Below are 23,898 nucleotides of genomic sequence, written 5' to 3'. Positions count from 1 at the left end.
GGCCTCTTCAGGCAGGTGAATGAGGTCAACGCCGCGTAATCACCACCTCAAGGTATTCACTCGGCACCACCAGCGACTTGTCTCCCGCCCGGTTCAAGCGGTTCAACAGTTCGGTCAGGTCCTTTTCCAGAGCCTCGGCACCCTCGGGAGGCAGCGCCGCGAACGCCTTGTGGACCGGGCCGTACCAGGTGCGGAACGTATCGATGAAGTGCGCGGCCGAGCGGTAGCGGAAGTTGAAGTGCTTGCGAGTGACCTGGACCAGGAAGTCGCGCTCGTCGAAGTGCGAGTGCAGCCAGGCTTCGGTGCCCCACTGCGAAGGCGGTTGAGCGCCCGGCGGTGGCGGCAGGTGGCGGCCGAGGGTCTTGAACATCTGGCCGACAAACCCTTCGGGCGTCCAGTTCGCCAGGCCGATCCGCCCTCCGGGACGACAGACCCGCGCCAGTTCCGCGGCGGCCTTGGGCTGGTCCGGCGTAAACATCACACCGAAGGTCGACAGCACGACATCGAAGCTGGCGTCCTCAAAGGGCAGCGCCTCGGCGTCGGCCACCTGGAAGATGACTTCCAGGTGTTCTGCCCTGGCCCGGTCCTCGCCGCGCTCCAGCAGCGCGGCCACATAGTCGGTGGAGGTGACGTGGCATCCACGGCGCGCGGCAGCGAGTGTCGCATTGCCGTTACCGGCGGCCACATCGAGCACGCGTTCATCGCAGAGCACGTCGCAGGCTTCGGCGAGCTCTTCGCCGACGATCTGCAACTTGGTGCCGATCACGGCATAGTCGCCACTGGCCCAAGCGGCCATCTGACGGTTTTTCAAGGCAGTAAGATCAATGGGTGTACTCATGAATTCCGCTCCGTTGCGGGTTGGAATGCAGGCCCGGCTTATTCCGCCGTCGTGGGATCGATAATGTTCACGACCTGGGAAACGCTGTTGGCAGGGAAACCACCCAGCCTGGCGTGTTCCCGGATAAGCTCTGCGTTCGGCGCGATGTACACGCAGTAGAGCTTGTCACCGGTGACGTAACTCTGAAGCCACTGCACCTCTGGCAGATCGCGCAAGACCCTGCACGACTTTTGCGAGACGGCTTTCAAATCCCTTTCTGACAGTGTTCCAGCACCCGGAATTTCGCGTTCTATAACGAACTTAGGCATGGCAACCTCTCATTCTTGTTATTGATGACAGGGTCGGCAGACCCTGTGAGTCAACTATCGCGCCGGGCAACGCTGGCGTCCTGCCCGATCGTCGGCCAACCCTGCCCGATCGTCCGGAGATTTCACGCTCCGCCGCGACTGGCTCACAATCAAGCTCACCACCCAAAGCTGCCCGCCAACACGGGAAAACCACCATGGACGCCCTGTCCCAGACGCTGCGCGTCGTCCGCCTGGTCGGCGCGATTTTCATCAATGCCAGGTTCACTGCCCCCTGGTGCTACCAATCGCCGAGCGCCGACACGACGGCGCCGTTTCTGGAGCCCGGCGCCGAACGCGTGGTGATCTTCCACTTGATCACCGAAGGCGAGTGTTATGTCGAACTGGGTGATGATCCCCCGCTCCTGCTGACGGCCGGCGATGTGGTGGTTTTCCCCCAGGGAGATGCCCACCGCATGAGCTCTAAACCGGGGCTCCCACCCGCCACCGGTGCGCGGCTGGACGTGGTGCTGGCGCGCCGTCCACGGCAATTGAGCTATGGCGGTGGCGGCGCGGTAACACGGTTGGTGTGCGGCTATCTGGCGTGCGATACCCGTCTGGCCGGCATGTTGCTGACCGGGTTGCCGGCGGTGGTCCGGGTCAATGTGCGCGGCTCGAATGCCGGTATCTGGCTGGAATCGTCGGTCCGTTATGCGCTGGCCGAAGCGCGCTCGCCCCGCCCCGGCGGCGAAGGTGTGCTGGCGAAACTGGCCGAAGTGTTGTTCATCGAGGTGCTGCGCCTGTACATGCACGAACAGGGCGAAGGTCGCACCGGTTGGCTGGCGGGTGTGGGCGACCGGATTGTCGGCGCCGCCCTCAATGCGTTGCACAAAAAACCGTGTCACGCCTGGACGCTGGATGAACTGGCGCGCACTGCCGGCACTTCAAGATCGGTGTTGGCGGAGCGCTTCCAGCAACTGGTGGGGAGTTCGCCGATGCAGTACCTGACGCAATGGCGGATGTTGCTGGCGGCCAACCTGTTACGCAGCAGTAACAGTTCGTTGATGCGGATTGCCGAAGAGGTGGGCTACCAGACTGACACGGCGTTCAGTCGGGCGTTTCGCCGAGAGTATGGAGCGCCACCGGCGGCGTGGCGGCGCAATCAGGAGAAAAAACCAATGGCCCACGGCGCGGGGCCTGTGAGCCATTGATTTGAAGCGTTACGCAGCGGGTGCTTTAGCCTCTTCCAGCAACTGCTGAATCACTTTCTCCTGAGTCTCGTAACTGCCTTCACCAAAGTGGGTGTAACGCACCTGACCCTTGGCATCGATCAGGTAGTGAGCGGGCCAGTATTGGTTGTCGAAGTTGCGCCAGATCGCGTAGTTGTTGTCGATCGCCACCGGGTAGGTGATGCCGAGCTTTTTCACTTGATCCTTGACGTTGTCGATGATGCGCTCGAAACCGTATTCAGGGGTGTGCACGCCGATCACCACCAGACCATCCTTCTCGTATTTCTTCGCCCAGTCCTTCACGTACGGCAAGGTGTGCTGGCAGTTGATGCAGTCGTAGGTCCAGAAGTCCACCAACACGACTTTGCCTTTCAGGGACTCGTTGGTCAGGGCTGGCGAGTTAAGCCATTGCACTGCGCCGGCAATGGACGGCATGGCGCCTTTGGCGTTGTCCATGGACGAGTCTGCGTTGACCTTGCTGACGAAGTAATCGACGACTTTCGGTACGGTTTCCAACACACTTTTCTCGATGCTGCTGACGCCTTCGGACGAGGTGCCGGCCAGCAGTGTTTTATCGGCGCCGGTGGAAATCACCGCCGCAGCCGCCAGCACCGCAACACCCGTCCCACGACGCAGCCAACCGGTGACCGGGATCGACGCTTTCAGGCGATTGACCAGGCCCCGACCGGCGAAGATCAAGGTGCCCAGGGACAATGCGCTGCCCAGGCCGTACGCCACCAGTAACAGGCTGGTTTGAGCGTTTGCACCTTGCAGCATGGCGCCCGTGAGGATGACCCCGAGGATCGGCCCGGCACACGGTGCCCAGAGCAGACCGGTGGCCACGCCGATCATGACCGAACCCAGCGGGCCGGACATTTTGCGGGTGTCCGGATCGAGGCGGTTGCCCAGCGCCACGAAGGGACGGGCCAGCCAGTCACCGACACGGGCGGAAATCAGCGACAGGGCAAACAGCGCCATCACGATCAGCGCTACGTGGCGACCGGTGTTGTTGGCGTGTACCACCCACTCGCTGCTGACCACGGCCAGGCTGGAAATCAGGGCGAAGGTCACGACCATGCCGCCGAGGGTGAGCAGGATCGAGGAACGTGTGCGTTTAACACCGGCGAACAGGAACGGCACGACCGGGAGGATGCAAGGGCTGAGGACGGTCAATATGCCGCCGAGGAAAGCGATGAGAAACATGGGATCACCTTGAAAAGTTGAGTGCGGCGGTTTACACACATCCCCTGTGGGAGCGGGCTTGCCCGCGATGGCGGTCTGGCAGTCACAAAGATTTTGAATGTGCTGCCGTCATCGCGGGCAAGCCCGCTCCCACAGGGATCGGTGGTGTTCACAAAACCGTGTTCTGGCCTCAGGCCGTCTGGTTTTCCAGCTGCTGCCCCTGCGGCGTACGGCTCGATCCATCCTCTGCCAGAAAGGCGTTCCCACCCTTCTCCGCCACCGGCGTCAGCTGAAAGCAAGTCGCGCTGCCACAGCTTTTCTGTTCAACAGCAGCGTTGGCATGGGCAGCGGCGCCAGCCGCGGAGAAGGCAATGGCAGTCAAAAAACGGGTGACGTTGTTCATGATGTTCTTCCTGTTTCAATTGGGATGGGCAATGGGTCAGCGCAGGACTCAGTTGTCTGAGTTGCAGCCATCAGCAAATTTGCGATAGTCCAGAACCTGGGTTTTGTTATGGGAATCCAGGTAAGTCAGCTGGGCATCCACAACCCCACAGGAAGTCGAGGCGTCCTGTTTCAGCGACACCACTTTCTTGATGTCCAGGTGCGTGCCGTAGGTGTAGGTTTTAGCGGAGATATCGGCTTCGGCTCGGGCCGACAGGGTGCAGATGTTCAGGGCGGCAAACAGGCAAGCGGCGTAGACGGCTTTGGTGTTCATGGTGGTTTCCTCAAGGCTTCAATAGGGCAATCGTTGATTGGGCCGAGGCGACTTGGCTTGCCTCGATGGAACCTATTAGAAGCTCGCGAGGTATCCCGACTGTGTCGGGAACAGGCGCGTGTAAATCGGTACGTATCCAAACCGGGCCGGGATACAGAGCGATACAAAAGCCCTGAAAATGAGTGTTTTTGCGTCCACGTGTATCCACCAACATGCCAGATACACTGCAATACAAAGGACTGCGGGCGAGCGGGCCAAGGCTCGATAGACTGCGCGACATCCCCCATCTACAGAGGCCTGGCCAAATGGAACACGTCGATCACATTCTCATCGTGGACGATGACCGCGAGATCCGGGAACTGGTAGGCAACTACCTCAAGAAAAACGGTCTGCGCACCACCGTCGTGGCGGATGGACGGCAAATGCGCACGTTCCTGGAATCCACGCCGGTGGACCTGATCGTGCTCGACATCATGATGCCGGGCGACGATGGCCTGATGCTGTGCCGTGAGTTGCGCGCCGGCAAACACAAGGCCACGCCGGTGCTGATGCTCACCGCGCGCAACGATGAAACCGACCGCATCATCGGCCTGGAAATGGGCGCCGACGATTACCTGGTCAAGCCGTTCGCTGCCCGTGAATTGCTCGCCCGCATCAACGCCGTGCTGCGCCGCACACGGATGCTGCCGCCCAACCTGGTGGTCACCGAAAGCGGTCGCTTGCTGGCCTTTGGGCGATGGCGGCTGGACACCTCGGCCCGGCACTTGCTCGATGAAGACGGCACGATGGTCGCGCTCAGTGGCGCGGAATATCGGTTGCTGCGGGTATTCCTCGATCATCCTCAGCGGGTGCTCAATCGCGATCAACTGCTGAACCTGACCCAAGGCCGCGATGCCGACCTGTTCGACCGCTCCATCGACTTGCTGGTCAGCCGCTTGCGCCAGCGCTTGCTGGACGATGCCCGCGAACCGGCCTGCATCAAAACCGTGCGCAGCGAAGGCTATGTGTTCTCCCTGCCGGTGGAAGTCCTCGGGGCGCCATCATGAACTTCACCGTTCGTTGGCCCCGCACCCTCGCCTCGCGGTTGTCGCTGATCTTCCTGATCGGCTTGATTCTCGCGCAGGCGCTGTCTTTCGGCGCGCAGTACTACGAGCGGTACGAAAGCACGAAGAACACCATGCTGGGCAATCTGGAAACCGACGTCTCGACCTCCATCGCCATCCTCGACCGCTTGCCGGCCGAAGAACGCATGAGCTGGCTGCAACAACTGGATCGACGTAACTACCGCTATTTGTTGAACGAAGGCTCGCCGGGCACGCCCATGAGCGATTCACCCATAGCGATGACGTCGATCAAAGAGGCCATCGGCAAGGATTACCCGATGACGATGACCGACATCCCCGGGCCGGATAAACATTTTCAGGTCCACCTGAAACTGGCGGACGGCAGCCCGGTGACCATCGACGTGCGACCCTCGATGGTGCCGTTGTCGCCGTGGTTACCCATCGTATTGCTGGGGCAACTGGCACTGATGCTCATCTGCACCTGGCTGGCCGTGAGAATCGCCATCCGCCCCCTCACCCGCCTCGCCCAAGCGGTAGAGACCCTGGACCCCAACACCCACGCGGTGCACCTGGATGAAAAAGGCCCGACCGAAGTCGCCCATGCCGCCATGGCCTTCAATTCGATGCAAGCGCGCATTGCCGCTTACCTGAAGGAACGCATGCAACTGCTGGCGGCGATTTCCCACGACCTGCAAACCCCTATCACCCGCATGAAACTGCGCGCCGAATTCATGGACGACTCCACCGAGAAGGACAAACTCTGGAATGACCTTGGCGAGATCGAACACCTGGTGCGCGAAGGCGTGGCCTATGCCCGCAGCGTTCATGGCGCCACCGAGGAAAGTCGCCGCACCAATCTGGACTCGTTCCTCGACAGCCTGGTGTTTGACTATCAGGACATGGGCAAAGACGTTCAGCTCGGCGGTAAAAGTGACGCGGTGATCAACACCCGGCCGCACGCCTTGCGGCGAGTGCTGGTGAACCTGACGGACAATGCGCTGAAGTTCGCTGGCGCCGCCGAGTTGTGGGTGGAGTCGAAGGCTGACGGCAGTTTGTCGGTAAAGGTGATGGACCGCGGGCCAGGGATTGCCGAGGAAGAATTGGCTCAGGTGATGGAACCGTTTTATCGCGTGGAGAACTCACGTAACCGCAGCACCGGCGGGACCGGGTTGGGGTTGGCGATTGCACAGCAGTTGGCGTTGGCGATCGGGGGATCGTTGACGTTGAGTAATCGTGAGGGGGGGGGGTTGTGCGCGGAGCTCAAATTACCGCGTCAAGCAGTGTGATGATCGTTCCCACGCTCTGCGTGGGAATGCCTCAAGGGACGCTCCGCGTTCCAGCTCTCGAATGGGACGCGGAGCGTCCCGGGCTGCATTCCCACGCAGAGCGTGGGAACGATCAGTTCAGGGTCAGGCCGGGTAATTGGCGCGCAGGGCCTCGAGGCCGCCTTGGTAGATACCGGTAAACAGCGCCACCACTTCCTCGTCGCTCACACCGACAGGTGCAAACCGCCCGGACCAAGTCACTCGCGCGCCCTGCCCCTGCGCTTCACACTGATAGTCGCCAGATAGTCAGTAGCCGGAAACGGCGCCTGCAAAATCGAATAACTGTAAGTCTTCCCAGCGTTATCAAACGCCTCCAACCGCTCAACCACCACCGCCCCATCCGCCGTTTGCAAGCTACGCACCCGGCCGCCTTCACTCAGCTCGCTTTTGGGAATAAACGGCAGCCAGTCCGGCAGCGAGTTAAAGCCGCCAATCAATTGCCAAACCTGGTCGGCGGTCGCCGGGATGTCGATGAATGCTGATGCTGTAGCCATGAAATATTCTCTCTCAATCAATAAGGTTCAAATCGCCATGCTGTCGACAACGCCGCCGTCGACTCGCAACGCCGCGCCAGTAGTGGCCGAAGACAGCGGCGAGGCGATATAAGCCACCAGATTCGCGACTTCCTCGACATCCGCCACACGCTGGATGATCGAGGTCGGCCGGGCCTTGCGCACGAAGGCGTCAGCTTCTTCCCGAACGCTGCGCCCCGATTTGGCAGTGGCGTCTTTGAGCATCTGCTCCAGCCCATCGGTCAACGTCGGGCCAGGCAGGATTGCATTGACCGTCACCCCGGTGCCCGCCAGCCGCTTGGCCAGACCATGGGATACCGCCAGGTTGGCGCTTTTGGTCACGCCGTAGTTGAGCATGTCGGCCGGGATCGCGATCCCGGATTCCGAGGACAGGAAGATCACCCGCCCCCAGCCCTGCTTGACCATGTCTGGCACGTAATGCCGTGACAGGCGCACGCCGGAGATCACGTTGACCTCATAAAACCGCGTCCACTCGCTGTCCGGCGTGTCGAAAAAGTCCACGTCGTTGAAGATCCCGAGGTTGTTCACCAGGATGTCCGCCCGCGGTTCGGCGGCGAACAACAACTCGGCGCCTTCGGCCGTGCCGAGGTCTGCAGTCAGGCCACGCAACTGCGCGTCCGGCACGCTCTGGCGAATGCTCGCCAGCGCCTGTTCGACTTTGGCCGTCTCGCGGCCGATTACCACCACCGTGGCGCCGGATTCGGCCAGCGCCTTGCTGATGCCCAGGCCAATGCCGGCGGTGCTGCCGCTGACAATGGCGAGTTTTCCAGTCAGATCGATTTTCATGCTCAACCTCCAATGATTGGCAATGGCGCACGTTCGGACACCAGTTTCGCGTCGCGCATCGCCTGCCAGAAAGCAGCGGGAATGACGACCGACATCGCCGCAACGTCTTCAGCAATCCGGTCCGGACGGCTGGACCCCGGAATCACCGCCGCCACGGCCGGGTTAGCCAACGAGAACTGCAACGCAGCTGCCTTGATGTCGACACCATGCGCGGCAGCGATGCGTTTGATCTGCTCGACTTTATTGATGATCGCCGGGCTGGCCTTCTGGTACTCGAAGTGTGTACCTCCAGCCAAAATGCCCGAGCTGTAAGGACCACCGACCACGATCTCGACGTTCTGCGCCAAGGCTGCGTCCATCAGACGTTGCAAGGCACGATCGTGGTCGAGCAGCGTGTAGCGACCCGCCAGCAGAAAACCGTCCGGCTGGGCTTCGGTCAGATCCAGGGTCAGTTCGCACGGTTCGACCTTGTTCACGCCCAGGCCCCAGCCCTTGATCACGCCTTCTTCACGTAAACGGGTCAGCACTTTGAAGGCGCCGGTGCGGGCCTGATTGAAGTATTCCAGCCATTGATCGCCGTAGAAGTCCTGGGCGATGTCATGCACCCAGACGATGTCCAGACGATCGGTTTGCAGGCGCTTGAGGCTGTCTTCAATGGAGCGCATCGTGGCGTCGGCGCTGTAGTCGTTGACGATCTTGTTCGGGCGGCCGTGTTCGAACACCCCACTCTTCTCGCCCAAGTCACGGGCCGCGGCGTCTTCGATCTCATCGAGAATCACTCGGCCGACCTTGCTGCTGAGTACATAGTCGTCGCGGTTGTACTGGGCCAGTGCGGTGCCCAGACGAATTTCCGACAGGCCCGAACCGTAAAACGGCGCGGTGTCGAAGTAACGCACACCGGCATCCCAGGCGGCGTGGACGGTGGCCATCGCCTCTTCTTCAGGAATGGCGCGGAACATGTTGCCCAATGGGGCGGTACCGAAACCCAGCGCGCCGGGCAGTTTGTCTTTCAAGCTCATGATTCAATCCTCGTCAGTTTCAGAGGTCAGCAGAGGTGACCGTTGAGCAGATGCTAGATTGCGATGATCGGACCGTCCAAGACATAATCCGCAGCACTTGAGTCCTGATAGGTCTGATATGATCGACATCCGCCAATTGCGCTACTTCGTCGCCGTCGCCGAAGAAGAACACGTCGGTCGCGCCGCCGAACGCCTGCACATTTCCCAATCGCCCCTGAGCCGGCAGATCGCCCAGCTCGAAGAGCGCCTGGGCCTGACCCTGTTTGAACGCAGCCAGCAGCGCATTCGCCTGACCCGCGATGGCCAGACTTTCCTGGCCGAAACCCGTGCCCTGCTGACCCACGCCAATCGTCTGGAATCCCTGGGCAAGCGCCTCGGTCGTGGCGAAGAAGGCGGCTTGTGCATCGGCTACATCGAAAACGCCATGCACGCCGGCGTCTTGCCCAATGCCTTGCGGGTGCTGCGGGTCGACCGGCCGAACGTGCACGTCGCGCTGTACAACCTCAATTCTGCCGAACAACTCGAAGGCCTGCGTCAGCGTAGTCTGGATATCGCTCTGGTCAGCGAACCGCCCGTCGCCGACGACCCGGACCTGCTGGGTTTTCAGGTGCTGGACGATCCGATGCTGCTGGCCCTGCCCGAGCACCATCCTTTGGCGAACCACACAATACTGACCCCGGCGGACCTGGCCGATCAGGAATGGATCGGCGTGCAACCCCGCCAGGACGCCGCCAGCCGCGACGACTTCGTCAGCGCCTGCATCCGCGCCGGCTTCACCCCGGACATTCGCATGGAAGCCACTGAACCGTTTACCGCGTTAGGATTGGTGGCATCGGGGCTGGGCATCGCGATGATCCAGAAAGGCCTGAGCCGCAACGCACCGCCCGGCGTGGTGCTGCGGGAAGTGCCGTGGATCTCCTTCACCACGCCGCTGTGGGCCGCGTGGCACCGGATCAATTTGCGACCGCTGGTGGAGACGTTCAGGAAAGTGCTGACCGAACCAGGCCCAGCCGCATGATCGTTCCCACGCTCTGCGTGGGAATGCAGCCCGGGACGCTCCGTGTCCCTTTCGAGAGCTGGAACGCGGAGCGTCCCTTGAGGCATTCCCACGCAGAGCGTGGGAACGATCGGTTACTGCGTCGATTAAACATCCTCGATTTTTTGCTCACTCGGGTTTGGTGCTTTACTGAAAAGATCCCGAAACCCAGCGAGAAGCCCGCATGAACCGCAACGATCTGCGCCGCGTCGATATGAACCTGCTGGTGATTTTCGAAACCCTGATGTTCGAAAAGAACCTGACCCGGGCCGGGGAGAAACTGTTTCTCGGCCAGCCCGCCGTCAGTGCCTCACTGGCCAAGTTGCGCGACCTGTTCGACGACCCGCTGCTGGTGCGTAACGGTCGCGTGCTGGAGCCGACCCAACGGGCCCTGGCGATTCTCAAGGAATTGCAGCCGGCGATGGACACCATCTCCGGTGCGGTCAGCCGGGCCAAGGATTTCGACCCGTCTACCAGCCGCGATGTGTTTCGCATCGGCCTGTCCGACGACGCCGAGTTCGGCCTGTTTCCGCCGCTGCTCAAGCAAATACGCGAAGAGGCGCAGAACGTCGTGGTGGTGGTGCGTCGGGTGAACTTCCTGCTGATGTCATCGATGCTCTCCTCCGGGGAGATTTCCGTCGGAATCAGCTACACCACGGAGCTGCCGGCCAACGCCAAGCGCAAGAAGTTGCGTGACCTGAGCGTCAAGATCCTGCGCGGCGACAATCGTCCCGGCACCCTGACCCTGGATGAATACTGCGAACGTCCGCACGCGCTGGTGTCGTTTTCCGGGGATTTGACCGGTGCCATCGACAACGACCTCGCGAGCATCGGCCGCTCACGCCGGGTGGTGCTGGCGGTGCCGCAATTCGCCGGCTTGCGCGCCTTGCTGGCCGGCACCGATATGCTCGCCACGGTGCCGGACTACGCGGCGTGCGCGCTGATCGAAGGCAGCAGCCAGTTGCGTGCCGACGACCCGCCGTTTGACATCAACCTGTCCGAACTGTCCATGGTCTGGAACGGGGTCAACGATAACGATCCGGCAGAACGTTGGTTGCGCTCGCGAATTGCCCAACACATGTCGGCGCCGCTGCCGGGGCATTAATCGATTGGAAATACTCGGGGTCGGTCTCGCGCAGGTACACCGGCAAGTCAGTGACCGGCGGCATGACCGGAATCTCGAAATACATCTGGATCACCCAGCCGCGGTGATAACTGGCGTGATTGACCACATGCATCAGTATCGCGCCGGCGCTCATGATGCCGCTTTCCCCTGAGACAAAGCTGAACTCGACGGGTTTATCCAGCGAGGCATCGGTCTGCCGTTCGCTCCAGTCGCAGTACCAGTGATCGATGTCCTTTTGCGCCAGGCGCAGCTCGGCGAGGTCGGGGTGCAGCAGATCGTGTGACGTCTTGAAGCCGTGCCCTCGGCCTTCGAGGTGAGCCCGCCAGATGCAGTCCACCACGTAGATGTGGTTCAGGGTGCCGATCATGTTCTTGAACACCGACACGCGCTCTTTATTGACCTCACCCGGCGGCAGTGCGGCCAGGCTGTCAAAGAGGCGTTGATTGGCCCAGCGCTTGTAATCGGCAAGCATGCGGGCAGTGCGTACGTTAATCATCGGAGGTCTCCCATTGTGATGGGCGCACTGCCAAGCATAGCCCTCAGGGCGAGCGGCATTGCAACGGCTGATAACCGGCACTTCGTCACGACGCAGCCGGTGTAGCAGCTGCCGAGCAACGCGAGGCTGCGTTCGGCTGCGCAGCAGTCGTCAAACCATACGCCGCGGTGTATCAGATAAATCGAGTTCGCAGGATTTACGACTGCTGCGCAGCCGAACGCAGCCTCGCGCTGCTCGGCAGCTGCTACAAGGAATGCGGAGTCAGACGTTCCACCACCCGATCGGCCAGCGCCAGGCAACTGGTCAGCCCCGGCGATTCAATACCGAACAGGTTCACCAGCCCCGGCACACCATGCTCCGCCGGACCACTGATGACAAAGTCGGCCGCCGGTTCGGTCGGGCCCGTGATTTTTGGGCGGATGCCGCTGTAGGCCGGTTGCAGGCTGTTATCGGGCAATGCCGGCCAGTAACGCCGGATCGCCTCGTAGAAGCCATCGGCTCGGCGTGGATCCACACGGTAATCGACGTGATCGACCCATTCGACGTCCGGCCCGAAGCGCGCCTGGCCGCCCAGATCCAGCGTCATGTGCACACCCAACCCCGCACTTTCCGGCGCCGGATACACCAGATGCCGGAACGGCTCCCGGCCGCTGAAACTGAAATAGCTGCCCTTGCACAATCGTGCCTCAGGAACGTGCTGCGACGGCAAGCCTTCAATCCGGCTCGCCACCTCAGACGCAGACAATCCGGCGCAATTGATCAACTCGCGGCAGCTCAAGACCATCGGTTGGGCGCCGCCCATCTGCAGTTCGAAACCTTGCTCGGTGCAACGGGCCGACGCCAGCGGCGTATGAAAAACCAGCGACGTGCCGCTGGCCTCGGCATCTGCCTGAAGCGCCAGCATCAGGGCATGGGAATCGACGATCCCGGTGGACGGCGACCAGAGCGCAGCGACGCAGGACACTGCCGGTTCAAGTTCCCGCGCCTGTTCGGCGTCCAGCCATTGCAAGTCATCGACGCCATTGCGCCGGCCCTGCTCCAGCAACGTCCGCAAGGCCGCGCACTGACCGTCATCGGTGGCCACGATCAGCTTGCCCAGCCGCCGATAATCGACGCCGCGTTCATCGCAATAGGCGTAAAGGCGTTGTTTGCCCTCCACGCACACTTGCGCCTTGAGGCTGCCGCTCGGGTAGTAAATGCCGGCGTGGATCACTTCCGAATTGCGCGAACTGATGCCCACGCCAATGCCCTCGCCCGCCTCGACGAGGATCACTTCCCGCCCGCTGCGGGCCAGGGCTCTGGCGACCGCCAGCCCGACCACTCCGGCCCCGACCACCACACATTCGATATCGACGCTCACCTGCCCTTCGCTCATTTCACGCCAGCCCCCCTCCCGATAATCGATCAGAACGTACCGGGGTAACTGCCGCCGTCCAGCAACAGGTTTTGCCCTGTGAGGAAGCCGGCGTGGGCGCTGCAGATGAACGCGCAGTAGGCGCCGAACTCGTCGGGCTGGCCGAAACGCTGGGCCGGCACATGCTTGCGCCGCTGCTCGCTGATGCTCTCGACCGTGGTGCTGTTGGCTTCGGCGGCGGCACTGAGGGTTTTGTGCAAACGCTCAGTCTCGAACGGGCCTGGCAGCAGATTGTTGATCGTCACGTTGTGCCCGGCCAGCCGCGACTGACGCGCGAGCCCGGCGATGAAACCGGTCAGCCCGCTGCGGGCACCGTTGGACAGGCCCAGCACATCGATCGGTGCCTTCACCGCGCCCGACGTGATGTTGACGATGCGCCCAAAACCGCGCTCGGCCATGCCATCGACGCAGGCCTTGATCAGCTCGATGGGCGTGAGCATGTTGGCATCCAACGCTTTCAACCAGTCTTCGCGCTGCCAATCACGGAAGTCACCCGGCGGCGGACCGCCAGCGTTATTGACCAGGATGTCCACCTGCGGACACGCTGCCAACACTTGCTCGCGCACTGCCGGCGCGCTGATATCCCCGGCCACGGTGCGCACTTCAATGCTCGGTGCGAGTTGGCGCAATTCATCGGCGGCGGCCTGCAAGGTTTCGTTGCCACGGGCGTTGATCACCAGATTGACGCCCTCCTTCGCCAGTGCTCGCGCACAGGCCAGGCCCAGGCCCTTGCTGGCGGCGCAGACGATTGCCCAGCGCCCCGAAATAGCCAAATCCATGACATTGCTCCTGTTGGTTGTTAGGGGGAACGGCTGCGTATGTTTTAAGTTAGCACTGTGTTGGGGTGTGAGGACGAGGCGTTCTTTGCCTTTTCATCAGGCTCGAGAACCAGCCCTCACCCTAGCCCTCCCGAAACGTGACCGCCCGGAGATAGAGGGACTGACCGAATTGCTTTTTCGCCTCGACTGGCGAGCAATCACTATCAACGAATCGCGACCGGGTTGATGTTGACCTGGGTCGAGCCCTTGTACAGCGGCTGCCCCAGCACGAACATGAATTCCCACGCCTTGTCTTTCACCAGCGCTCGGCTGTCGATCAATTCAAGGTTGTAGATGCCGTTTTTGGCCAGCATGAATTGGTTGACCGGGAATTCCTGGCCGTCTTTGGCCGGGTAGATTTCCGAAGCCCAGGTGTCACCGCCGAACGCGACGATCTGTTTGTCCACCAGCCACTTGGCCGCTTCCATGCCGATGCCCGGCTCCACGGCGAGGAATTTCTCATTGTCCTTGCCCAACAGCTCCAGCCAACCGGTGTTGAACAGCACCACGTCGCCCTTCTGAATGCTGATGCCTTGCAGGTCGAGTGCCTTTTGAATGTCGGCAACGCTGAATTCGGTATTCTCCGGCACGATGGCGCTGCCGTAAACGGCAGTCATGTCCAGCACTACGCCACGGGTGACGATCGGCGGGACCTTTTCGATGCCGAGCTTTTTCACCCCTTCAACGGTCACGAAATCCGCGGCGCGATTGCCGTTGTAGTAGACGTTGTCGATGCCGATGTGGCCGATGCCGTTGAGCTGGGTGCCGACACCGGTCCAGCCCACCACCAGTTCATCGTTGAAGGTGAATTTGTTCGGCCCCATCGTGGTGCCGCCCGCTTCGCCCGGCTGGATGTTGGTCAGGTGAAAACTGCGATGACGGAACGCCGGCAACGACTTGTCGATGGGCACGGCCAAGGGATAGGTTTTGCCGGTCTTGATCAGTTTCGAAGCATTGATCACCGACTCCGCGTTGAGCAGGTTCAGCGCGCCGATTTCATCGTTGGCGCCGTATTTTGACGGATACCATTTCTCGGCATCCGCGGCGTGGACGGCATTGAGGGTGAACAACAGGGCAAACGGCAGTACCAATCGATTGAGCATGAGGGGGTCCTTGTGAGGTTGCAGTGGACCCAAGGTACGCAGCCCTTCTGTGGGGAAACAGACAGGAACGGGCAATACATTTGTTCTGGATTGTCACGAGTAATGCGAGTGCTGTAGGAGCAAAGCTTGCTCGCGATGGCGTCAGGCCTGACACGCCGCGTGATCGTTCATCGCGGGCAAGCCTTGCTCCTACAGTGCCTGGCTGCTACCCAGGCTTGTGGTTATCCAGTACGCGATTGACCGCTAACTCACCCAACATGATCACCCGTTGCAGCACCAGCATCGTTTGCCGTCGCGGGCCGTCCGTTACGTCGGTGAGATCGTTGACCATGGCGCTGGCGGATGCCAACGATTCGCAGGCCTCGACGAGCAACGTTTCGTCATCCACCGCTGCGTCGATGGTGAAAATGGTGCTGGGCTTGCGGGGCGGTATCTGCGTTTTCGACGCCCCGGGGTCGAGGTAGAAGCTGAGTGCGCGATCGGCCGCCTCTTTCATTTTCTTGGGGTCAAGATCGAGAAAGGCGTCGTAGGGTAACGGACTGGTATTCGGGGGGTTGGGTGTGACTTTGAACATAGATGAAGCTCCCATTTTCAATATTGAGTTTGAAGAGCCATCACCTTCGCTACCAAACGAGGGTGGCGGCCATACGTGGGTTGGTAGACCGGTCGAAAACGGGAAACCCGGCGCTCACAAAGGAGCCCCACGCATGCCCACCATATAAAGCCGAGTCCCAAAAAAAGAGACTGCATAGGTGTCGCCATGCGACCGTTTTTCGAAGCGGGCTACCAAACCCGATCACTGTTTTTCAGTGACCGGGAAACGATATAGCCCGCCCCACAGCCGCACAAGCCGGCGGATTCTGGCGTACGCGTAGGTAACGACGCAAGGTGTTGTAGCCGCTTATGACGTAACACCGAGTGTCTTTAAACGCATGTCGTTAAACGTGTTTATGCGGTGTGCCGGCTGACGCAATCGTCGGAACGCCGCCCGGAGCAAGCTCGCTCCCACAGGGTTCCGTGTCGGCTACAAATCTCGCGAACAACATCGAACAAAATGTGGGAGCGAGCTTGCTCCGGGCGGCGTTCCGACGATGACGGCGGCTCATCCAGCATCCATCTAACTGGCCCATCAAAATCGCTTGATCGTGAGCTACAGCATTCCTTTGCTTTAGCTTCGCGGTCTAAAGGGGTTGCGCGGCGAGGGTTGAGCTTTTTCAGGCGCAGGCATTGAACTGATAACGCTTCGGCAGGGAACTCCTGACGGCCGCCACGCATCCTACAGATGAGGTACTTCCTTTTTTGCTTCACGCTTTCAGAGGACACCGTCATGCGCCGTCTGATTATCATCTCTTCACTAGTGCTTTGTTTGCCCGTTGGTTCAGCCATGGCCGATGTAGATGCAAAAGATGTCGCCACCTCGGCTGGGGTTTCCGCATCGTTGTACTCGACCTTCAAGGACCACAAACTCATGATTCCTGCCCGGGATGACGCCTCCAGCTTCGTTGCCAGTGGCGGCGCGATTCGTGGTGTTTATCTGGAGTCCTACTTGAAGCAGATTCGTCAGGAAAATCCCGGCCTCAACGCCAGCGACGAAGATCTGGCCAGGGCGATCCTCGTCCAGGAAGGCGTTGCTGCGGGCAAATAAAGGCTGAAAAAGTAGCGGTGGGGCTTGCAGCGCCCGGATAGCGTTTGCAGCCCTACCTTGCTTCAGCACCGGTGGATAATCGCGCCCAACCCGCCACCAGTTGCGCGCTGATGCTCACGCCGCCGCACACCACTATCACCACATCATGGGCTTCGGCAATCGCCGGATGGTCCAGGTATCCAATTGCCAACGAAACGCCGCACGCCGGCTCGACCAACTGACGCAGGTCGTTGGCGTAACGCACCACGCCCATGATCGCCTCGTCATCGCTGAGCACCACGCACTCGTGGGGGAAATCGAGGATGTGCTGCACCGGCCAGGCGGCCACCTGAGCAGCGCCAAGCGAAGTGGCAACGGTGTCGATCCGCGGCAGTCTGACCGGATGCCCGGCTTCGACCGCGGCCGCAAAAGAGGCCGCCCCCTGGGTTTCGCAAGCAATGATCCGGCAATCCATGCGGTCATGACGAATCAACCCGGTGAGGATCCCCGCCAGCAAACCACCGCCCCCGACCGACGTCACCACTGCATCGACCTGAGGACAGTCTTCGAGGATTTCATCGACTATCGTGCTGTGCCCATCCCACAACACCGGATGATCGAAGGCCGGCACGTATTCAGTGTCCACGCCTTGCGAGAGTTCCTTCGCCCGTTGATTCGCATCGTCCCAGAGCTTGCCGTGGACGATCACCTCGGCGCCGGTTTTCCTGATCCGTGCGCGGGTGGTTTCCGGCGTGGTGTGCGGCACCACAATGCAGGCTTTCAACCCCAGGCTGGCAGCAGCCACGGCGGTGGCGAACCCGGCGTTGCCGCCGGAAGGACAGACGACTTTGCGTTTGCCCTGCGCTTTTGCCTGACTGCACAACAGGCCCATGCCACGCAATTTGAACGAGCCGCTGGGTTGCAGGTTTTCCAGCTTGAGCCAGATCCGCCGGGCCGGCGTCGACAGGCCCGGGTGCAGAATCAACGGTGTTCTGATGTGAAGCATGGTGAAGCTCCTTAAGGGTGAACGGTCCTTATCCAAGCTTAGTTCACCCTGCCCGGCGGCTACCGCTTCAGCGATAACGCGGTGCTGCCGTGGAGTTGCCGAACAAGCCTGACAGCGTCTGGCGCTGGACTTCGTAGGCATCCCACTGGTCGTCTTGGTGCAGGCCCGGAATGGTCACGACTTCGCCTTGCGCCAGGCCCGCCAGCGCGGCATCGACCATGTCCTGGGCCGACATCACGATCTCTTGCGGCAGGTTTTCCACCGGGTTGCCGGCCTCGCTCCAGAAGTCGGTGGCGGTCGCGCCGGGCAATACGGCCTGGATCCGAATGCCTTTGTCCGCCAGCTCGCGGTGCATGGATTGGCTCAGGCCGAGGACAAACGCCTTGGTCCCGCCATATACGCCGTTGAGAATTTCGGGCGCGATGGCAACGATCGAGGAGATATTGATCACCGTCCCGGTGCCGCGAGCGACGAAGCCTGGCACCACCGCGTAAGCCAGGCGCATCAACGCGGTCACGTTGAGGGTGATCATGTCTTCCATGTCATCCACGGGACTGCCGAGCAGCGGCATGACAGCGCCAACCCCGGCGTTGTTGACCAAGAGGGTGATACTGGCGTCGGAGCGCAGAATTTCTTCGACCCGCCGCACGTCGGCCTTGTCTTTCAAATCGGCAGCGACCACTTCGACGGCACGACCGGTTTCGTTACTCAGGTGGTTGGCCAGGGCGTTCAGTTTTGCCTGGCTGCGGGCGACCAGAATCAGGTCGTAACCCTGCCGGGCGAGACGGTCGGCGTACACCGCGCCGATGCCCGAAGAAGCGCCAGTGATCAGCGCGGTACCTTTGGATGAGAGAGCCATGTCGATTTCCTTCACAGTGAGGCGATAACTTCGCCGGGTGTGAACCGTTATAAATGGTCTAACGCTCGTCTCAAATGACGTTTAAAGTACGTTTTTCGGACATGACCTTTTGAGGACATCTGGATGACTTCCGTGGCATTTGTAGTGTTTGAAGGGTTCCAGTCCATGGCGCTGGCGGCCATGCCGGTGTTCGAGTACGCCAACTTCAGCGCCGGCGAGGCGCTTTATGACGTCAGCGTACTGTCCGAAGACGGCCGCACATTGCGCGCTTCCGGTGGGCTGAGCGTCGGCACCGAGGCCTTTGGTGAGCGGGTGTTCGACACGGTGATCGTGGTGGGCGGCGATGCCATCCTCGAGCAGGCACCCGAGGGCGTACTGAACTACCTGCGCGCAAACGTTAAAACCGCACGGCGCACGGCGTCGATCTGCTCCGGGGCGTTCGTCCTGGCCCAGGCCGGTTTGCTCGACGGACGGCGCGCCACCACCCACTGGGCTTATGCGCGGGAGCTGCAAGCGCGGTTTCCGTCGATCAAGGTCGAAGAAGACCGCATCTACGTCGTCGACGGTTCGATCTGGACGTCTGCCGGGATGACCGCCGGCATCGACCTGGCGCTGGCCATGGTCGAAAAGGATCACGGCGCTGCTCTGGCCCGTTCCGTGGCGCAGAAACTGGTGATGTACCACCGCCGCGCGGGCGGCCAGTCGCAGCACTCGGCGCTGCTGGAACTGGAAGCGAAATCCGACCGGATTCAAACTGTTCTCGGCTATGCGCGAGAACACCTCACCGAGACGTTGTCGGTGGAGCAACTGGCAGACGTCGCGCGCCTCAGCCCTCGGCAATTCAGCCGGGCCTTCCGGGCGGAAACCGGTCAATCACCGGCCAAAGCCATCGAAAACTTGCGCCTGGAAACGGCACGGCAGATGCTGGAATGCGGGCGCCTGACCCTCGATCAGATCGCCGAAGAATCCGGCTTCAGCGACTGCCGCCGCATGCGCGAAGCCTTCCTTCGGGCGTTCGGGCAGCCGCCGCAGGTGATTCGGCGTAATGCCAGGGCCGACACCTCTACGTAGGAGCTGCCGAAGGCTGCGATCTTTTGATCTTGGTCGTCCTCAATACCGCTCAAGATCAAAAGATCGCAGCCTTCGGCAGCTCCTACAATGAACGGTGTCAGGTCCGTTTGTGGAGGTGCAGATGAAAATCTCGGCCAAACTGGCGTTTTTCGCCGTTGTTTCCACCCTCGCCTACCTTGGGCTCGCGGTGTGGGGACTTGGCGGATTCTCGGCGTTTTTCTCTCATGCACCGCTGGTGGTCATCGTGTTGGCCACTTTGGTGATGGCCATCGCGTCCTTGTTCACTGAAGTCAACCTGAGTTCCGGCGAACGTGAAGACCGGGCGAATCGCTGGGTGCTGCCGGCGTTCGGGGTGATCGGTCTATTGAGCGGGTACCTGCCGGCCTACACCGACCGGATCGACTTCTGGACCTTTGGTGGCGAAGGTGTGCGCTGGCTCGGGGCGTTGTTGTTCATCATCGGCGGCACGCTGCGGCTGTGGCCGGTGTTTGTGCTGGGCAAGCGTTTCAGTGGACTGGTGGCGATTCAGCCGGGGCACACGCTGGTCACCGACGGGATTTATCACACCTTGCGCAACCCCAGTTACCTGGGGCTGATGATCACTGCTGTGGGCTGGGCACTGGCCTTTCGCTCCGGCGTTGGCCTGTTGCTGGCCGCGGTGACGCTGATCCCGCTGATCGCCCGCATTCACTCCGAAGAAGGGCTGTTAAGGGCGCAGTTCGGCAGCGAATACGAGGCTTACTGCGCCCGAAGTTGGCGGTTGATTCCCGGGGTTTATTAGTCAATCCACATTAGATAGTGTGCAGGCGGATTTTGTCGTCGTGATCCAGATGGGCGACGACCGACTCATAGCTGGCGAGCGTGGTATGCGGGGTCTGGAGCGGATGGTCGTGGGTCGCGGTCACCACGATCAGGCCCGCACCCGCCGCCTCGGCGGCGAGAATGCCCACGGTGGCGTCTTCGAAAATCAGGCAATCGGCCGGTTCAACGCCCAAGCGCTTGGCCGCCAGTCGATAGCCCGCGGGATCGGGTTTGCCGGCACTGACGTCTTCGGCAGTGACCATTACCAAAGGCTGCGGAATGCCCGCCGCGGCCATCCGCCGCAGCGCCAATGCCTTCGGCGCCGAGGTGACGATGGCCCACTGGTTGGCGGGCAGCGACTTCAGGAAATTCGCCGCGCCTGGCACTTCGATGATCCCCTCGACATCCTCGATTTCCGCCTCGGTGATGAACGCCGCTTCAGCCTCGGCATCCACCCCGGGCAACGCCAGGCGATTGATGGTGTCGATGGCGCGAACGCCATGGATGGTGGGCAGGAATGAGACGACATCAACGCCGTGGCGCAAGGCCCAGGCCGCCCAGATCCGCTCGGCAGCGGCGATGGAATTGAGGACGGTGCCGTCCATATCGAACAGAAAAGCGCGGTACGGGGTGTTGAAGACAGATTCTTGAGCAGACAAGGGGGAGCTACCTCTCGCAAGTGCCAGGCGGGTTCGCCGAACAATGTAGCATTTGCGAGGAGCTGCCGAGCGCGGCCCGAGCCTTCGGCAACTCCTGAAGAGGATTTCCTGCTAAGCGGGACGCGGTGCTTCAACAGGCGGGGTGCCGTCGTGAAACATCGTCTTCAGTTGAGCACGCAGTTCCGGTGAGTCGGTGTGCTTGTGAACACTGACCGCATGCTGTGCGGCGGCTTCGAGCAGTTCGTTTTCAGAGTCTGCGGACAGTGCGACCGAGCATTTGGCCTCGCTTGGAAACTCGCGGCAGTCGATGTATTTACGCGCCATGATCTTCTCCTCCCTACGACGAAGGCAGGCCGTGGCCTGCGTGAACGATCACTCGACGCGTCACCCCATCCATCAAACACGATTGCAGGTCGCACCGAGTGTGCCGACTCTTGAAGTATAGGCCCGCCACAAGGCGCATCGTGAAAGGTTGTAGTGGTCTGATGTGCCGCAGGTTCTAAAGGGTACGTTTCGACTTCAAGGCACCTTCCACACAGTCCAGCAACTGCCCAAGCGCCCACGGTTTCTTGATGAACGACACCGAATGCCTGACCCCGGCGCTTTCCGGCGTTTCGAAACCGGACATGATCATGATCGGTTTGTCCGGCCAGCGGTCGCCAAACAGATTGGCCAGGTCCGCGCCATTGAGTTTGCCCGGCATGGTGATGTCCGTGAGCAATAGACGGACGCCCTCGGAGTGTTGTTCCAGATACGCTGATGCGGCGTCTGCGCTGACATGCGGTTCGACCACAAAACCTTCGTCCTGAAGAATTTCACAGAGAAACTCCAGGATCAGCGGGTCGTCCTCAACCACAAGAATCAACCCGTCAGGGAGATGATCGCCCTCCGTCGATATTGGTCTCATGACTGTGCCACTCCCTGATTGCCTAAATGATTTCGCGTGCTTAAATCCGCTGCTTATCAGGTATGAGCAGCGGACTTCGCGGAAATTCATTTTTGATGCAATCGGGCGATGAATCAGGCGCCATACAGCGCTGTATGGGCGCCTGAAAACCAGGGTCTGGCCTCGAAAGAAGGGTGTTCGGATCAGTACGACGGAGCGTCTTTTTTCATGGTGTCCTTGGACATCGCATCCTTCTTCATTCCATTCTTGTTCATGGCATCCTTGGACATGGTGTCTTTCTTCATCGCGTCCTTGCTCATGGAATCCTTGGACATGGCGTCCTTTTTCATCGCGTCCTTGCTCATGGAATCCTTGGACATGGCGTCCTTTTTCATCGTGTCTTTGTGCATGGCGTCTTTGGACATTGAATCCTTGCTCATGCTGTCGTTGCTCATGCCGTTATTGGTTGTAGCATCGGCGGCAAACACGCTCGCGGCGCCAAACGCCAGGCACATGGACAGTACGGTGGTCGCTAACTTTTTCATGATAAAACTCCTTGAAGCACAGGTTGCGAAGCGCAGCGCGAGCTGCGCAGTGATGTGGCCAGGCGCCGTCAGCTGCCACCGAACCAGTTGTAGCCCTGGTCTTCCCAGTAGCCACCCGGATAGGTGTTGGTGACGAAAATCGCCTGAATGTGTTTGGGATTCTTGTAGCCCAGCTTGGTGGGCATGCGCAGCTTCATCGGGAAGCCGTATTCGCGAGGCAACACCGTGCCGTCATAGGTCAGCGTCAACAAGGTTTGCGAATGCAGTGCGGTGGCCATGTCGATGCTGGTGTAGTAGTCGTCCGCGCATTTGAAGCCGACATATTTGGCATCCGAGTCGGCACCGACCCGCTTCAGGAAGTCGCTGAATCGCACGCCGCCCCAGCGGCCGATCGCGCTCCAGCCTTCGACGCAAATGTGCCGGGTGATCTGTTCGGTCTGCGCCATGGCGCGCAGTTCTTCCAGGCGCCAGCTGCGCTTGTCGGCGACCATCCCGGTCACCTCCAGTCGATAACTCTCTTCCTCCACCGTCGGCGCCTCATCGATGCCGTAGAAGGCATTGAAAGGAAACGGCCGGGTGATCATCGACTCGGGATAAGTCGGTGCCAGGGCATTGGGGTTGAACAACCAGCCCTGCACCCGATCGTTGAAGCGAGACATCGAGGACAACGCGGTCTCGACGCTTTTGTTATCGGTGATGTTGCAGCCGGACAACATGGCCACGCCGCCGAGGGTCAGACTGCGCATCAGGAACGAGCGACGTGAGCGGTCTTCGATCTGTGGTGCTAGGATCTTTCTGGCGTCTGTCAGGATGGATGACTCGTCCAGCCCTGAGCCTTGAATGCGCTTTTTCATACGACCTCCTTGCGACCGACAATCATGGCCCACAACGTCTTGGGAACCAGCGCGACCATCACCAGATGAACCGCGACAAAGGCCACCAACAGCGACATCGCGATGAAGTGCACATGCCGCGCGCCTTCGTAACCGCCCAGCAATTCACGCAACAGAGGAAACTGGACGGACTTCCACAGCACCAGCCCGGAAATCACCAGCAGCGTGATGTCGACCATCACGAACAGGTACGCCACCCGTTGCACCTGGTTGTAATGACTCAGATCGGCATGCCCCAATCGGCCCCGCAATGCCGCCCACAGGTCATGCAAAACCCCATTGGGCGACACCGGGAAAAAGCGTCGTTTCAGACGACCACTGACGAGGTTGATGATCAGGTAGACAAGACCGTTGACGGCCAGAAACCACATCGCCGCGAAATGCCATTGCAATGCGCCACCGAGCCAGCCACCCAAGGTGATCGTTTTGGGAAAACTGAAGTCGTAAAGCGGTGAAGCGTTATAGATTCGCCAACCGCTGGTGACCATGACCAACACCGCCAAGGCGTTCAGCCAATGGGTCAGCCGTAGCCAGCGGGGATGAGTGCTGACTGTGGGTGAAGCAGCTAACTGCGACATGTTCGGCT

At 60.7% G+C, this 23,898-nt stretch carries 28 protein-coding genes and 1 pseudogene; 8 read left to right on the top strand and 21 right to left on the bottom strand.

Features of this window, described 5'->3' with window-relative positions; genetic code table 11:
* Positions 1 to 25: 25 nt before the first annotated feature.
* Together ACMXYI_RS18370 and ACMXYI_RS18365 are read right to left on the bottom strand one after the other, a co-directional pair.
* Positions 26 to 838, bottom strand: a complete 813-nt coding sequence (locus ACMXYI_RS18370; RefSeq protein ID WP_415768455.1) for a class I SAM-dependent methyltransferase — start codon at positions 836 to 838, stop codon at positions 26 to 28.
* 38 nt (positions 839 to 876) lie between these two features.
* Positions 877 to 1,146 (bottom strand): DUF4242 domain-containing protein, encoded by a 270-nt coding sequence (locus ACMXYI_RS18365; RefSeq protein ID WP_415768454.1) that lies wholly within the window; start codon positions 1,144 to 1,146, stop codon positions 877 to 879.
* Positions 1,147 to 1,340: 194 nt separating this feature from the next.
* Here ACMXYI_RS18365 and ACMXYI_RS18360 point away from each other — a divergent pair, with 194 nt between their 5' ends.
* A complete protein-coding gene (locus ACMXYI_RS18360; protein WP_415768453.1) occupies positions 1,341 to 2,333 on the top strand; it encodes an AraC family transcriptional regulator in 993 nt (330 codons plus the stop codon).
* A gap of 9 nt (positions 2,334 to 2,342) precedes the next feature.
* On the opposite strand, the gene ACMXYI_RS18355 is transcribed toward ACMXYI_RS18360, so the two are convergent.
* The 3 genes from ACMXYI_RS18355 to ACMXYI_RS18345 form a co-directional block, all read right to left on the bottom strand.
* Positions 2,343 to 3,554, bottom strand: a complete 1,212-nt coding sequence (locus ACMXYI_RS18355; RefSeq protein WP_415768452.1) for a cytochrome c biogenesis protein DipZ — start codon at positions 3,552 to 3,554, stop codon at positions 2,343 to 2,345.
* Between the two features lie 169 nt (positions 3,555 to 3,723).
* Positions 3,724 to 3,936, bottom strand: a complete 213-nt coding sequence (locus ACMXYI_RS18350; RefSeq protein WP_415768451.1) for a hypothetical protein — start codon at positions 3,934 to 3,936, stop codon at positions 3,724 to 3,726.
* 48 nt (positions 3,937 to 3,984) lie between these two features.
* A complete protein-coding gene (locus ACMXYI_RS18345) occupies positions 3,985 to 4,248 on the bottom strand; it encodes a DUF2790 domain-containing protein (RefSeq protein WP_415768450.1) in 264 nt (87 codons plus the stop codon).
* Between the two features lie 305 nt (positions 4,249 to 4,553).
* On the opposite strand from ACMXYI_RS18345, the gene ACMXYI_RS18340 reads away from it, so the two are divergent.
* Both ACMXYI_RS18340 and ACMXYI_RS18335 read left to right on the top strand, forming a co-directional pair.
* Positions 4,554 to 5,294: a response regulator gene (locus ACMXYI_RS18340; RefSeq protein WP_415768449.1), complete on the top strand. Its 741-nt coding sequence runs from the start codon at positions 4,554 to 4,556 to the stop codon at positions 5,292 to 5,294.
* Positions 5,291 to 6,598, top strand: a complete 1,308-nt coding sequence (locus tag ACMXYI_RS18335; RefSeq protein ID WP_415768448.1) for a sensor histidine kinase — start codon at positions 5,291 to 5,293, stop codon at positions 6,596 to 6,598. The genes ACMXYI_RS18340 and ACMXYI_RS18335 overlap by 4 nt, the downstream gene beginning before the upstream one ends.
* 123 nt (positions 6,599 to 6,721) lie before the next feature.
* Here the strand turns inward: ACMXYI_RS18335 and ACMXYI_RS18330 are convergent.
* From ACMXYI_RS18330 to ACMXYI_RS18320, 3 genes and pseudogenes are all read right to left on the bottom strand, one after another.
* Positions 6,722 to 7,131, bottom strand: a pseudogene (locus ACMXYI_RS18330) (SRPBCC family protein).
* Positions 7,132 to 7,158: 27 nt separating this feature from the next.
* A complete protein-coding gene (locus ACMXYI_RS18325; RefSeq protein WP_415768447.1) occupies positions 7,159 to 7,956 on the bottom strand; it encodes an SDR family NAD(P)-dependent oxidoreductase in 798 nt (265 codons plus the stop codon).
* Between the two features lie 2 nt (positions 7,957 to 7,958).
* On the bottom strand, positions 7,959 to 8,975 hold the full coding sequence (locus ACMXYI_RS18320) for an aldo/keto reductase (RefSeq protein WP_415768446.1): 1,017 nt from the start codon (positions 8,973 to 8,975) through the stop codon (positions 7,959 to 7,961).
* A 118-nt stretch (positions 8,976 to 9,093) separates the two neighbouring features.
* Between ACMXYI_RS18320 and ACMXYI_RS18315 the strand changes: the two genes are divergently transcribed.
* Together ACMXYI_RS18315 and ACMXYI_RS18310 are read left to right on the top strand one after the other, a co-directional pair.
* On the top strand, positions 9,094 to 9,993 hold the full coding sequence (locus ACMXYI_RS18315; protein ID WP_415768445.1) for a LysR substrate-binding domain-containing protein: 900 nt from the start codon (positions 9,094 to 9,096) through the stop codon (positions 9,991 to 9,993).
* 202 nt (positions 9,994 to 10,195) lie between these two features.
* The gene (locus tag ACMXYI_RS18310; protein ID WP_415768444.1) at positions 10,196 to 11,116 is read left to right on the top strand and encodes a LysR substrate-binding domain-containing protein; all 921 of its coding nucleotides are present in this window, start codon (positions 10,196 to 10,198) and stop codon (positions 11,114 to 11,116) included.
* Here the strand turns inward: ACMXYI_RS18310 and ACMXYI_RS18305 are convergent.
* The 5 genes from ACMXYI_RS18305 to ACMXYI_RS18285 all read right to left on the bottom strand — a co-directional run bounded on the left by ACMXYI_RS18305 (position 11,037) and on the right by ACMXYI_RS18285 (position 15,542).
* On the bottom strand, positions 11,037 to 11,633 hold the full coding sequence (locus tag ACMXYI_RS18305) for a DinB family protein (protein ID WP_415768443.1): 597 nt from the start codon (positions 11,631 to 11,633) through the stop codon (positions 11,037 to 11,039). The genes ACMXYI_RS18310 and ACMXYI_RS18305 overlap by 80 nt on opposite strands.
* Before the next feature lie 244 nt (positions 11,634 to 11,877).
* On the bottom strand, positions 11,878 to 12,993 hold the full coding sequence (locus tag ACMXYI_RS18300) for an NAD(P)/FAD-dependent oxidoreductase (protein ID WP_415773918.1): 1,116 nt from the start codon (positions 12,991 to 12,993) through the stop codon (positions 11,878 to 11,880).
* 44 nt (positions 12,994 to 13,037) lie between these two features.
* On the bottom strand, positions 13,038 to 13,826 hold the full coding sequence (locus ACMXYI_RS18295; protein WP_415768442.1) for an SDR family oxidoreductase: 789 nt from the start codon (positions 13,824 to 13,826) through the stop codon (positions 13,038 to 13,040).
* A 203-nt stretch (positions 13,827 to 14,029) separates the two neighbouring features.
* Positions 14,030 to 14,968, bottom strand: a complete 939-nt coding sequence (locus ACMXYI_RS18290) for a cyclase family protein (RefSeq protein ID WP_415768441.1) — start codon at positions 14,966 to 14,968, stop codon at positions 14,030 to 14,032.
* 205 nt (positions 14,969 to 15,173) lie between these two features.
* Positions 15,174 to 15,542 (bottom strand): DUF6124 family protein, encoded by a 369-nt coding sequence (locus ACMXYI_RS18285; protein WP_415768440.1) that lies wholly within the window; start codon positions 15,540 to 15,542, stop codon positions 15,174 to 15,176.
* Positions 15,543 to 16,295: 753 nt separating this feature from the next.
* Between ACMXYI_RS18285 and ACMXYI_RS18280 the strand changes: the two genes are divergently transcribed.
* Positions 16,296 to 16,613, top strand: coding sequence for a DUF2388 domain-containing protein (locus ACMXYI_RS18280; RefSeq protein ID WP_415768439.1), 318 nt, complete (start codon positions 16,296 to 16,298; stop codon positions 16,611 to 16,613).
* A 52-nt stretch (positions 16,614 to 16,665) separates the two neighbouring features.
* Here ACMXYI_RS18280 and ACMXYI_RS18275 read toward each other — a convergent pair whose 3' ends face one another.
* Together ACMXYI_RS18275 and ACMXYI_RS18270 are read right to left on the bottom strand one after the other, a co-directional pair.
* Positions 16,666 to 17,598, bottom strand: a complete 933-nt coding sequence (locus tag ACMXYI_RS18275) for a pyridoxal-phosphate dependent enzyme (RefSeq protein WP_415768438.1) — start codon at positions 17,596 to 17,598, stop codon at positions 16,666 to 16,668.
* Between the two features lie 67 nt (positions 17,599 to 17,665).
* Complete coding sequence (locus ACMXYI_RS18270) at positions 17,666 to 18,457, bottom strand: SDR family NAD(P)-dependent oxidoreductase (protein ID WP_415768437.1); 792 nt, start codon at positions 18,455 to 18,457, stop codon at positions 17,666 to 17,668.
* A 123-nt stretch (positions 18,458 to 18,580) separates the two neighbouring features.
* On the opposite strand from ACMXYI_RS18270, the gene ACMXYI_RS18265 reads away from it, so the two are divergent.
* Both ACMXYI_RS18265 and ACMXYI_RS18260 read left to right on the top strand, forming a co-directional pair.
* Positions 18,581 to 19,528 carry a GlxA family transcriptional regulator gene (locus ACMXYI_RS18265; protein ID WP_415768436.1) on the top strand — a complete coding sequence of 316 codons (948 nt, stop codon included), beginning with the start codon at positions 18,581 to 18,583 and terminating at the stop codon, positions 19,526 to 19,528.
* Positions 19,529 to 19,649: 121 nt separating this feature from the next.
* On the top strand, positions 19,650 to 20,309 hold the full coding sequence (locus ACMXYI_RS18260; RefSeq protein ID WP_415768435.1) for a methyltransferase family protein: 660 nt from the start codon (positions 19,650 to 19,652) through the stop codon (positions 20,307 to 20,309).
* Positions 20,310 to 20,319: 10 nt separating this feature from the next.
* On the opposite strand, the gene ACMXYI_RS18255 is transcribed toward ACMXYI_RS18260, so the two are convergent.
* From ACMXYI_RS18255 to ACMXYI_RS18230, 6 genes are all read right to left on the bottom strand, one after another.
* On the bottom strand, positions 20,320 to 20,988 hold the full coding sequence (locus ACMXYI_RS18255) for an HAD-IA family hydrolase (RefSeq protein ID WP_415768434.1): 669 nt from the start codon (positions 20,986 to 20,988) through the stop codon (positions 20,320 to 20,322).
* A gap of 111 nt (positions 20,989 to 21,099) precedes the next feature.
* On the bottom strand, positions 21,100 to 21,312 hold the full coding sequence (locus tag ACMXYI_RS18250; protein ID WP_415768433.1) for a DUF1059 domain-containing protein: 213 nt from the start codon (positions 21,310 to 21,312) through the stop codon (positions 21,100 to 21,102).
* A 175-nt stretch (positions 21,313 to 21,487) separates the two neighbouring features.
* Positions 21,488 to 21,895: a response regulator gene (locus ACMXYI_RS18245; RefSeq protein ID WP_415768432.1), complete on the bottom strand. Its 408-nt coding sequence runs from the start codon at positions 21,893 to 21,895 to the stop codon at positions 21,488 to 21,490.
* Between the two features lie 182 nt (positions 21,896 to 22,077).
* Entirely contained in the window at positions 22,078 to 22,419 is a 342-nt protein-coding gene (locus tag ACMXYI_RS18240) for a pentapeptide MXKDX repeat protein (RefSeq protein ID WP_415768431.1), read from the bottom strand.
* Positions 22,420 to 22,487: 68 nt separating this feature from the next.
* A complete protein-coding gene (locus tag ACMXYI_RS18235; protein WP_415768430.1) occupies positions 22,488 to 23,273 on the bottom strand; it encodes a molybdopterin-dependent oxidoreductase in 786 nt (261 codons plus the stop codon).
* On the bottom strand, positions 23,270 to 23,890 hold the full coding sequence (locus tag ACMXYI_RS18230) for a cytochrome b/b6 domain-containing protein (RefSeq protein ID WP_415768429.1): 621 nt from the start codon (positions 23,888 to 23,890) through the stop codon (positions 23,270 to 23,272). Before ACMXYI_RS18230 ends, ACMXYI_RS18235 begins: the two co-directional genes overlap by 4 nt.
* Positions 23,891 to 23,898 lie beyond the last annotated feature (8 nt).

The sequence above is a fragment of the Pseudomonas lyxosi genome, from assembly GCF_047758685.1.
Classification (GTDB): Bacteria; Pseudomonadota; Gammaproteobacteria; order Pseudomonadales; family Pseudomonadaceae; genus Aquipseudomonas; species Aquipseudomonas lyxosi.
Note: the sequence above shows the minus strand (reverse complement) of the source record. Positions and strands in the feature narration are given on the sequence as shown.

Excerpts from the sequence above, each read along its gene's own strand:
- ACMXYI_RS18370 (WP_415768455.1), bottom strand. The coding sequence starts at position 838 with ATGAGTACACCCATTGATCTTACTGCCTTGAAAAACCGTCAGATGGCC.
- ACMXYI_RS18365 (WP_415768454.1), bottom strand. The coding sequence starts at position 1,146 with ATGCCTAAGTTCGTTATAGAACGCGAAATTCCGGGTGCTGGAACACTG.
- ACMXYI_RS18360 (WP_415768453.1), top strand. The coding sequence starts at position 1,341 with ATGGACGCCCTGTCCCAGACGCTGCGCGTCGTCCGCCTGGTCGGCGCG.
- ACMXYI_RS18355 (WP_415768452.1), bottom strand. The coding sequence starts at position 3,554 with ATGTTTCTCATCGCTTTCCTCGGCGGCATATTGACCGTCCTCAGCCCT.
- ACMXYI_RS18350 (WP_415768451.1), bottom strand. The coding sequence starts at position 3,936 with ATGAACAACGTCACCCGTTTTTTGACTGCCATTGCCTTCTCCGCGGCT.
- ACMXYI_RS18345 (WP_415768450.1), bottom strand. The coding sequence starts at position 4,248 with ATGAACACCAAAGCCGTCTACGCCGCTTGCCTGTTTGCCGCCCTGAAC.
- ACMXYI_RS18340 (WP_415768449.1), top strand. The coding sequence starts at position 4,554 with ATGGAACACGTCGATCACATTCTCATCGTGGACGATGACCGCGAGATC.
- ACMXYI_RS18335 (WP_415768448.1), top strand. The coding sequence starts at position 5,291 with ATGAACTTCACCGTTCGTTGGCCCCGCACCCTCGCCTCGCGGTTGTCG.
- ACMXYI_RS18325 (WP_415768447.1), bottom strand. The coding sequence starts at position 7,956 with ATGAAAATCGATCTGACTGGAAAACTCGCCATTGTCAGCGGCAGCACC.
- ACMXYI_RS18320 (WP_415768446.1), bottom strand. The coding sequence starts at position 8,975 with ATGAGCTTGAAAGACAAACTGCCCGGCGCGCTGGGTTTCGGTACCGCC.
- ACMXYI_RS18315 (WP_415768445.1), top strand. The coding sequence starts at position 9,094 with ATGATCGACATCCGCCAATTGCGCTACTTCGTCGCCGTCGCCGAAGAA.
- ACMXYI_RS18310 (WP_415768444.1), top strand. The coding sequence starts at position 10,196 with ATGAACCGCAACGATCTGCGCCGCGTCGATATGAACCTGCTGGTGATT.
- ACMXYI_RS18305 (WP_415768443.1), bottom strand. The coding sequence starts at position 11,633 with ATGATTAACGTACGCACTGCCCGCATGCTTGCCGATTACAAGCGCTGG.
- ACMXYI_RS18295 (WP_415768442.1), bottom strand. The coding sequence starts at position 13,826 with ATGGATTTGGCTATTTCGGGGCGCTGGGCAATCGTCTGCGCCGCCAGC.
- ACMXYI_RS18290 (WP_415768441.1), bottom strand. The coding sequence starts at position 14,968 with ATGCTCAATCGATTGGTACTGCCGTTTGCCCTGTTGTTCACCCTCAAT.
- ACMXYI_RS18285 (WP_415768440.1), bottom strand. The coding sequence starts at position 15,542 with ATGTTCAAAGTCACACCCAACCCCCCGAATACCAGTCCGTTACCCTAC.
- ACMXYI_RS18280 (WP_415768439.1), top strand. The coding sequence starts at position 16,296 with ATGCGCCGTCTGATTATCATCTCTTCACTAGTGCTTTGTTTGCCCGTT.
- ACMXYI_RS18275 (WP_415768438.1), bottom strand. The coding sequence starts at position 17,598 with ATGCTTCACATCAGAACACCGTTGATTCTGCACCCGGGCCTGTCGACG.
- ACMXYI_RS18270 (WP_415768437.1), bottom strand. The coding sequence starts at position 18,457 with ATGGCTCTCTCATCCAAAGGTACCGCGCTGATCACTGGCGCTTCTTCG.
- ACMXYI_RS18265 (WP_415768436.1), top strand. The coding sequence starts at position 18,581 with ATGACTTCCGTGGCATTTGTAGTGTTTGAAGGGTTCCAGTCCATGGCG.
- ACMXYI_RS18260 (WP_415768435.1), top strand. The coding sequence starts at position 19,650 with ATGAAAATCTCGGCCAAACTGGCGTTTTTCGCCGTTGTTTCCACCCTC.
- ACMXYI_RS18250 (WP_415768433.1), bottom strand. The coding sequence starts at position 21,312 with ATGGCGCGTAAATACATCGACTGCCGCGAGTTTCCAAGCGAGGCCAAA.
- ACMXYI_RS18245 (WP_415768432.1), bottom strand. The coding sequence starts at position 21,895 with ATGAGACCAATATCGACGGAGGGCGATCATCTCCCTGACGGGTTGATT.
- ACMXYI_RS18240 (WP_415768431.1), bottom strand. The coding sequence starts at position 22,419 with ATGAAAAAGTTAGCGACCACCGTACTGTCCATGTGCCTGGCGTTTGGC.
- ACMXYI_RS18235 (WP_415768430.1), bottom strand. The coding sequence starts at position 23,273 with ATGAAAAAGCGCATTCAAGGCTCAGGGCTGGACGAGTCATCCATCCTG.
- ACMXYI_RS18230 (WP_415768429.1), bottom strand. The coding sequence starts at position 23,890 with ATGTCGCAGTTAGCTGCTTCACCCACAGTCAGCACTCATCCCCGCTGG.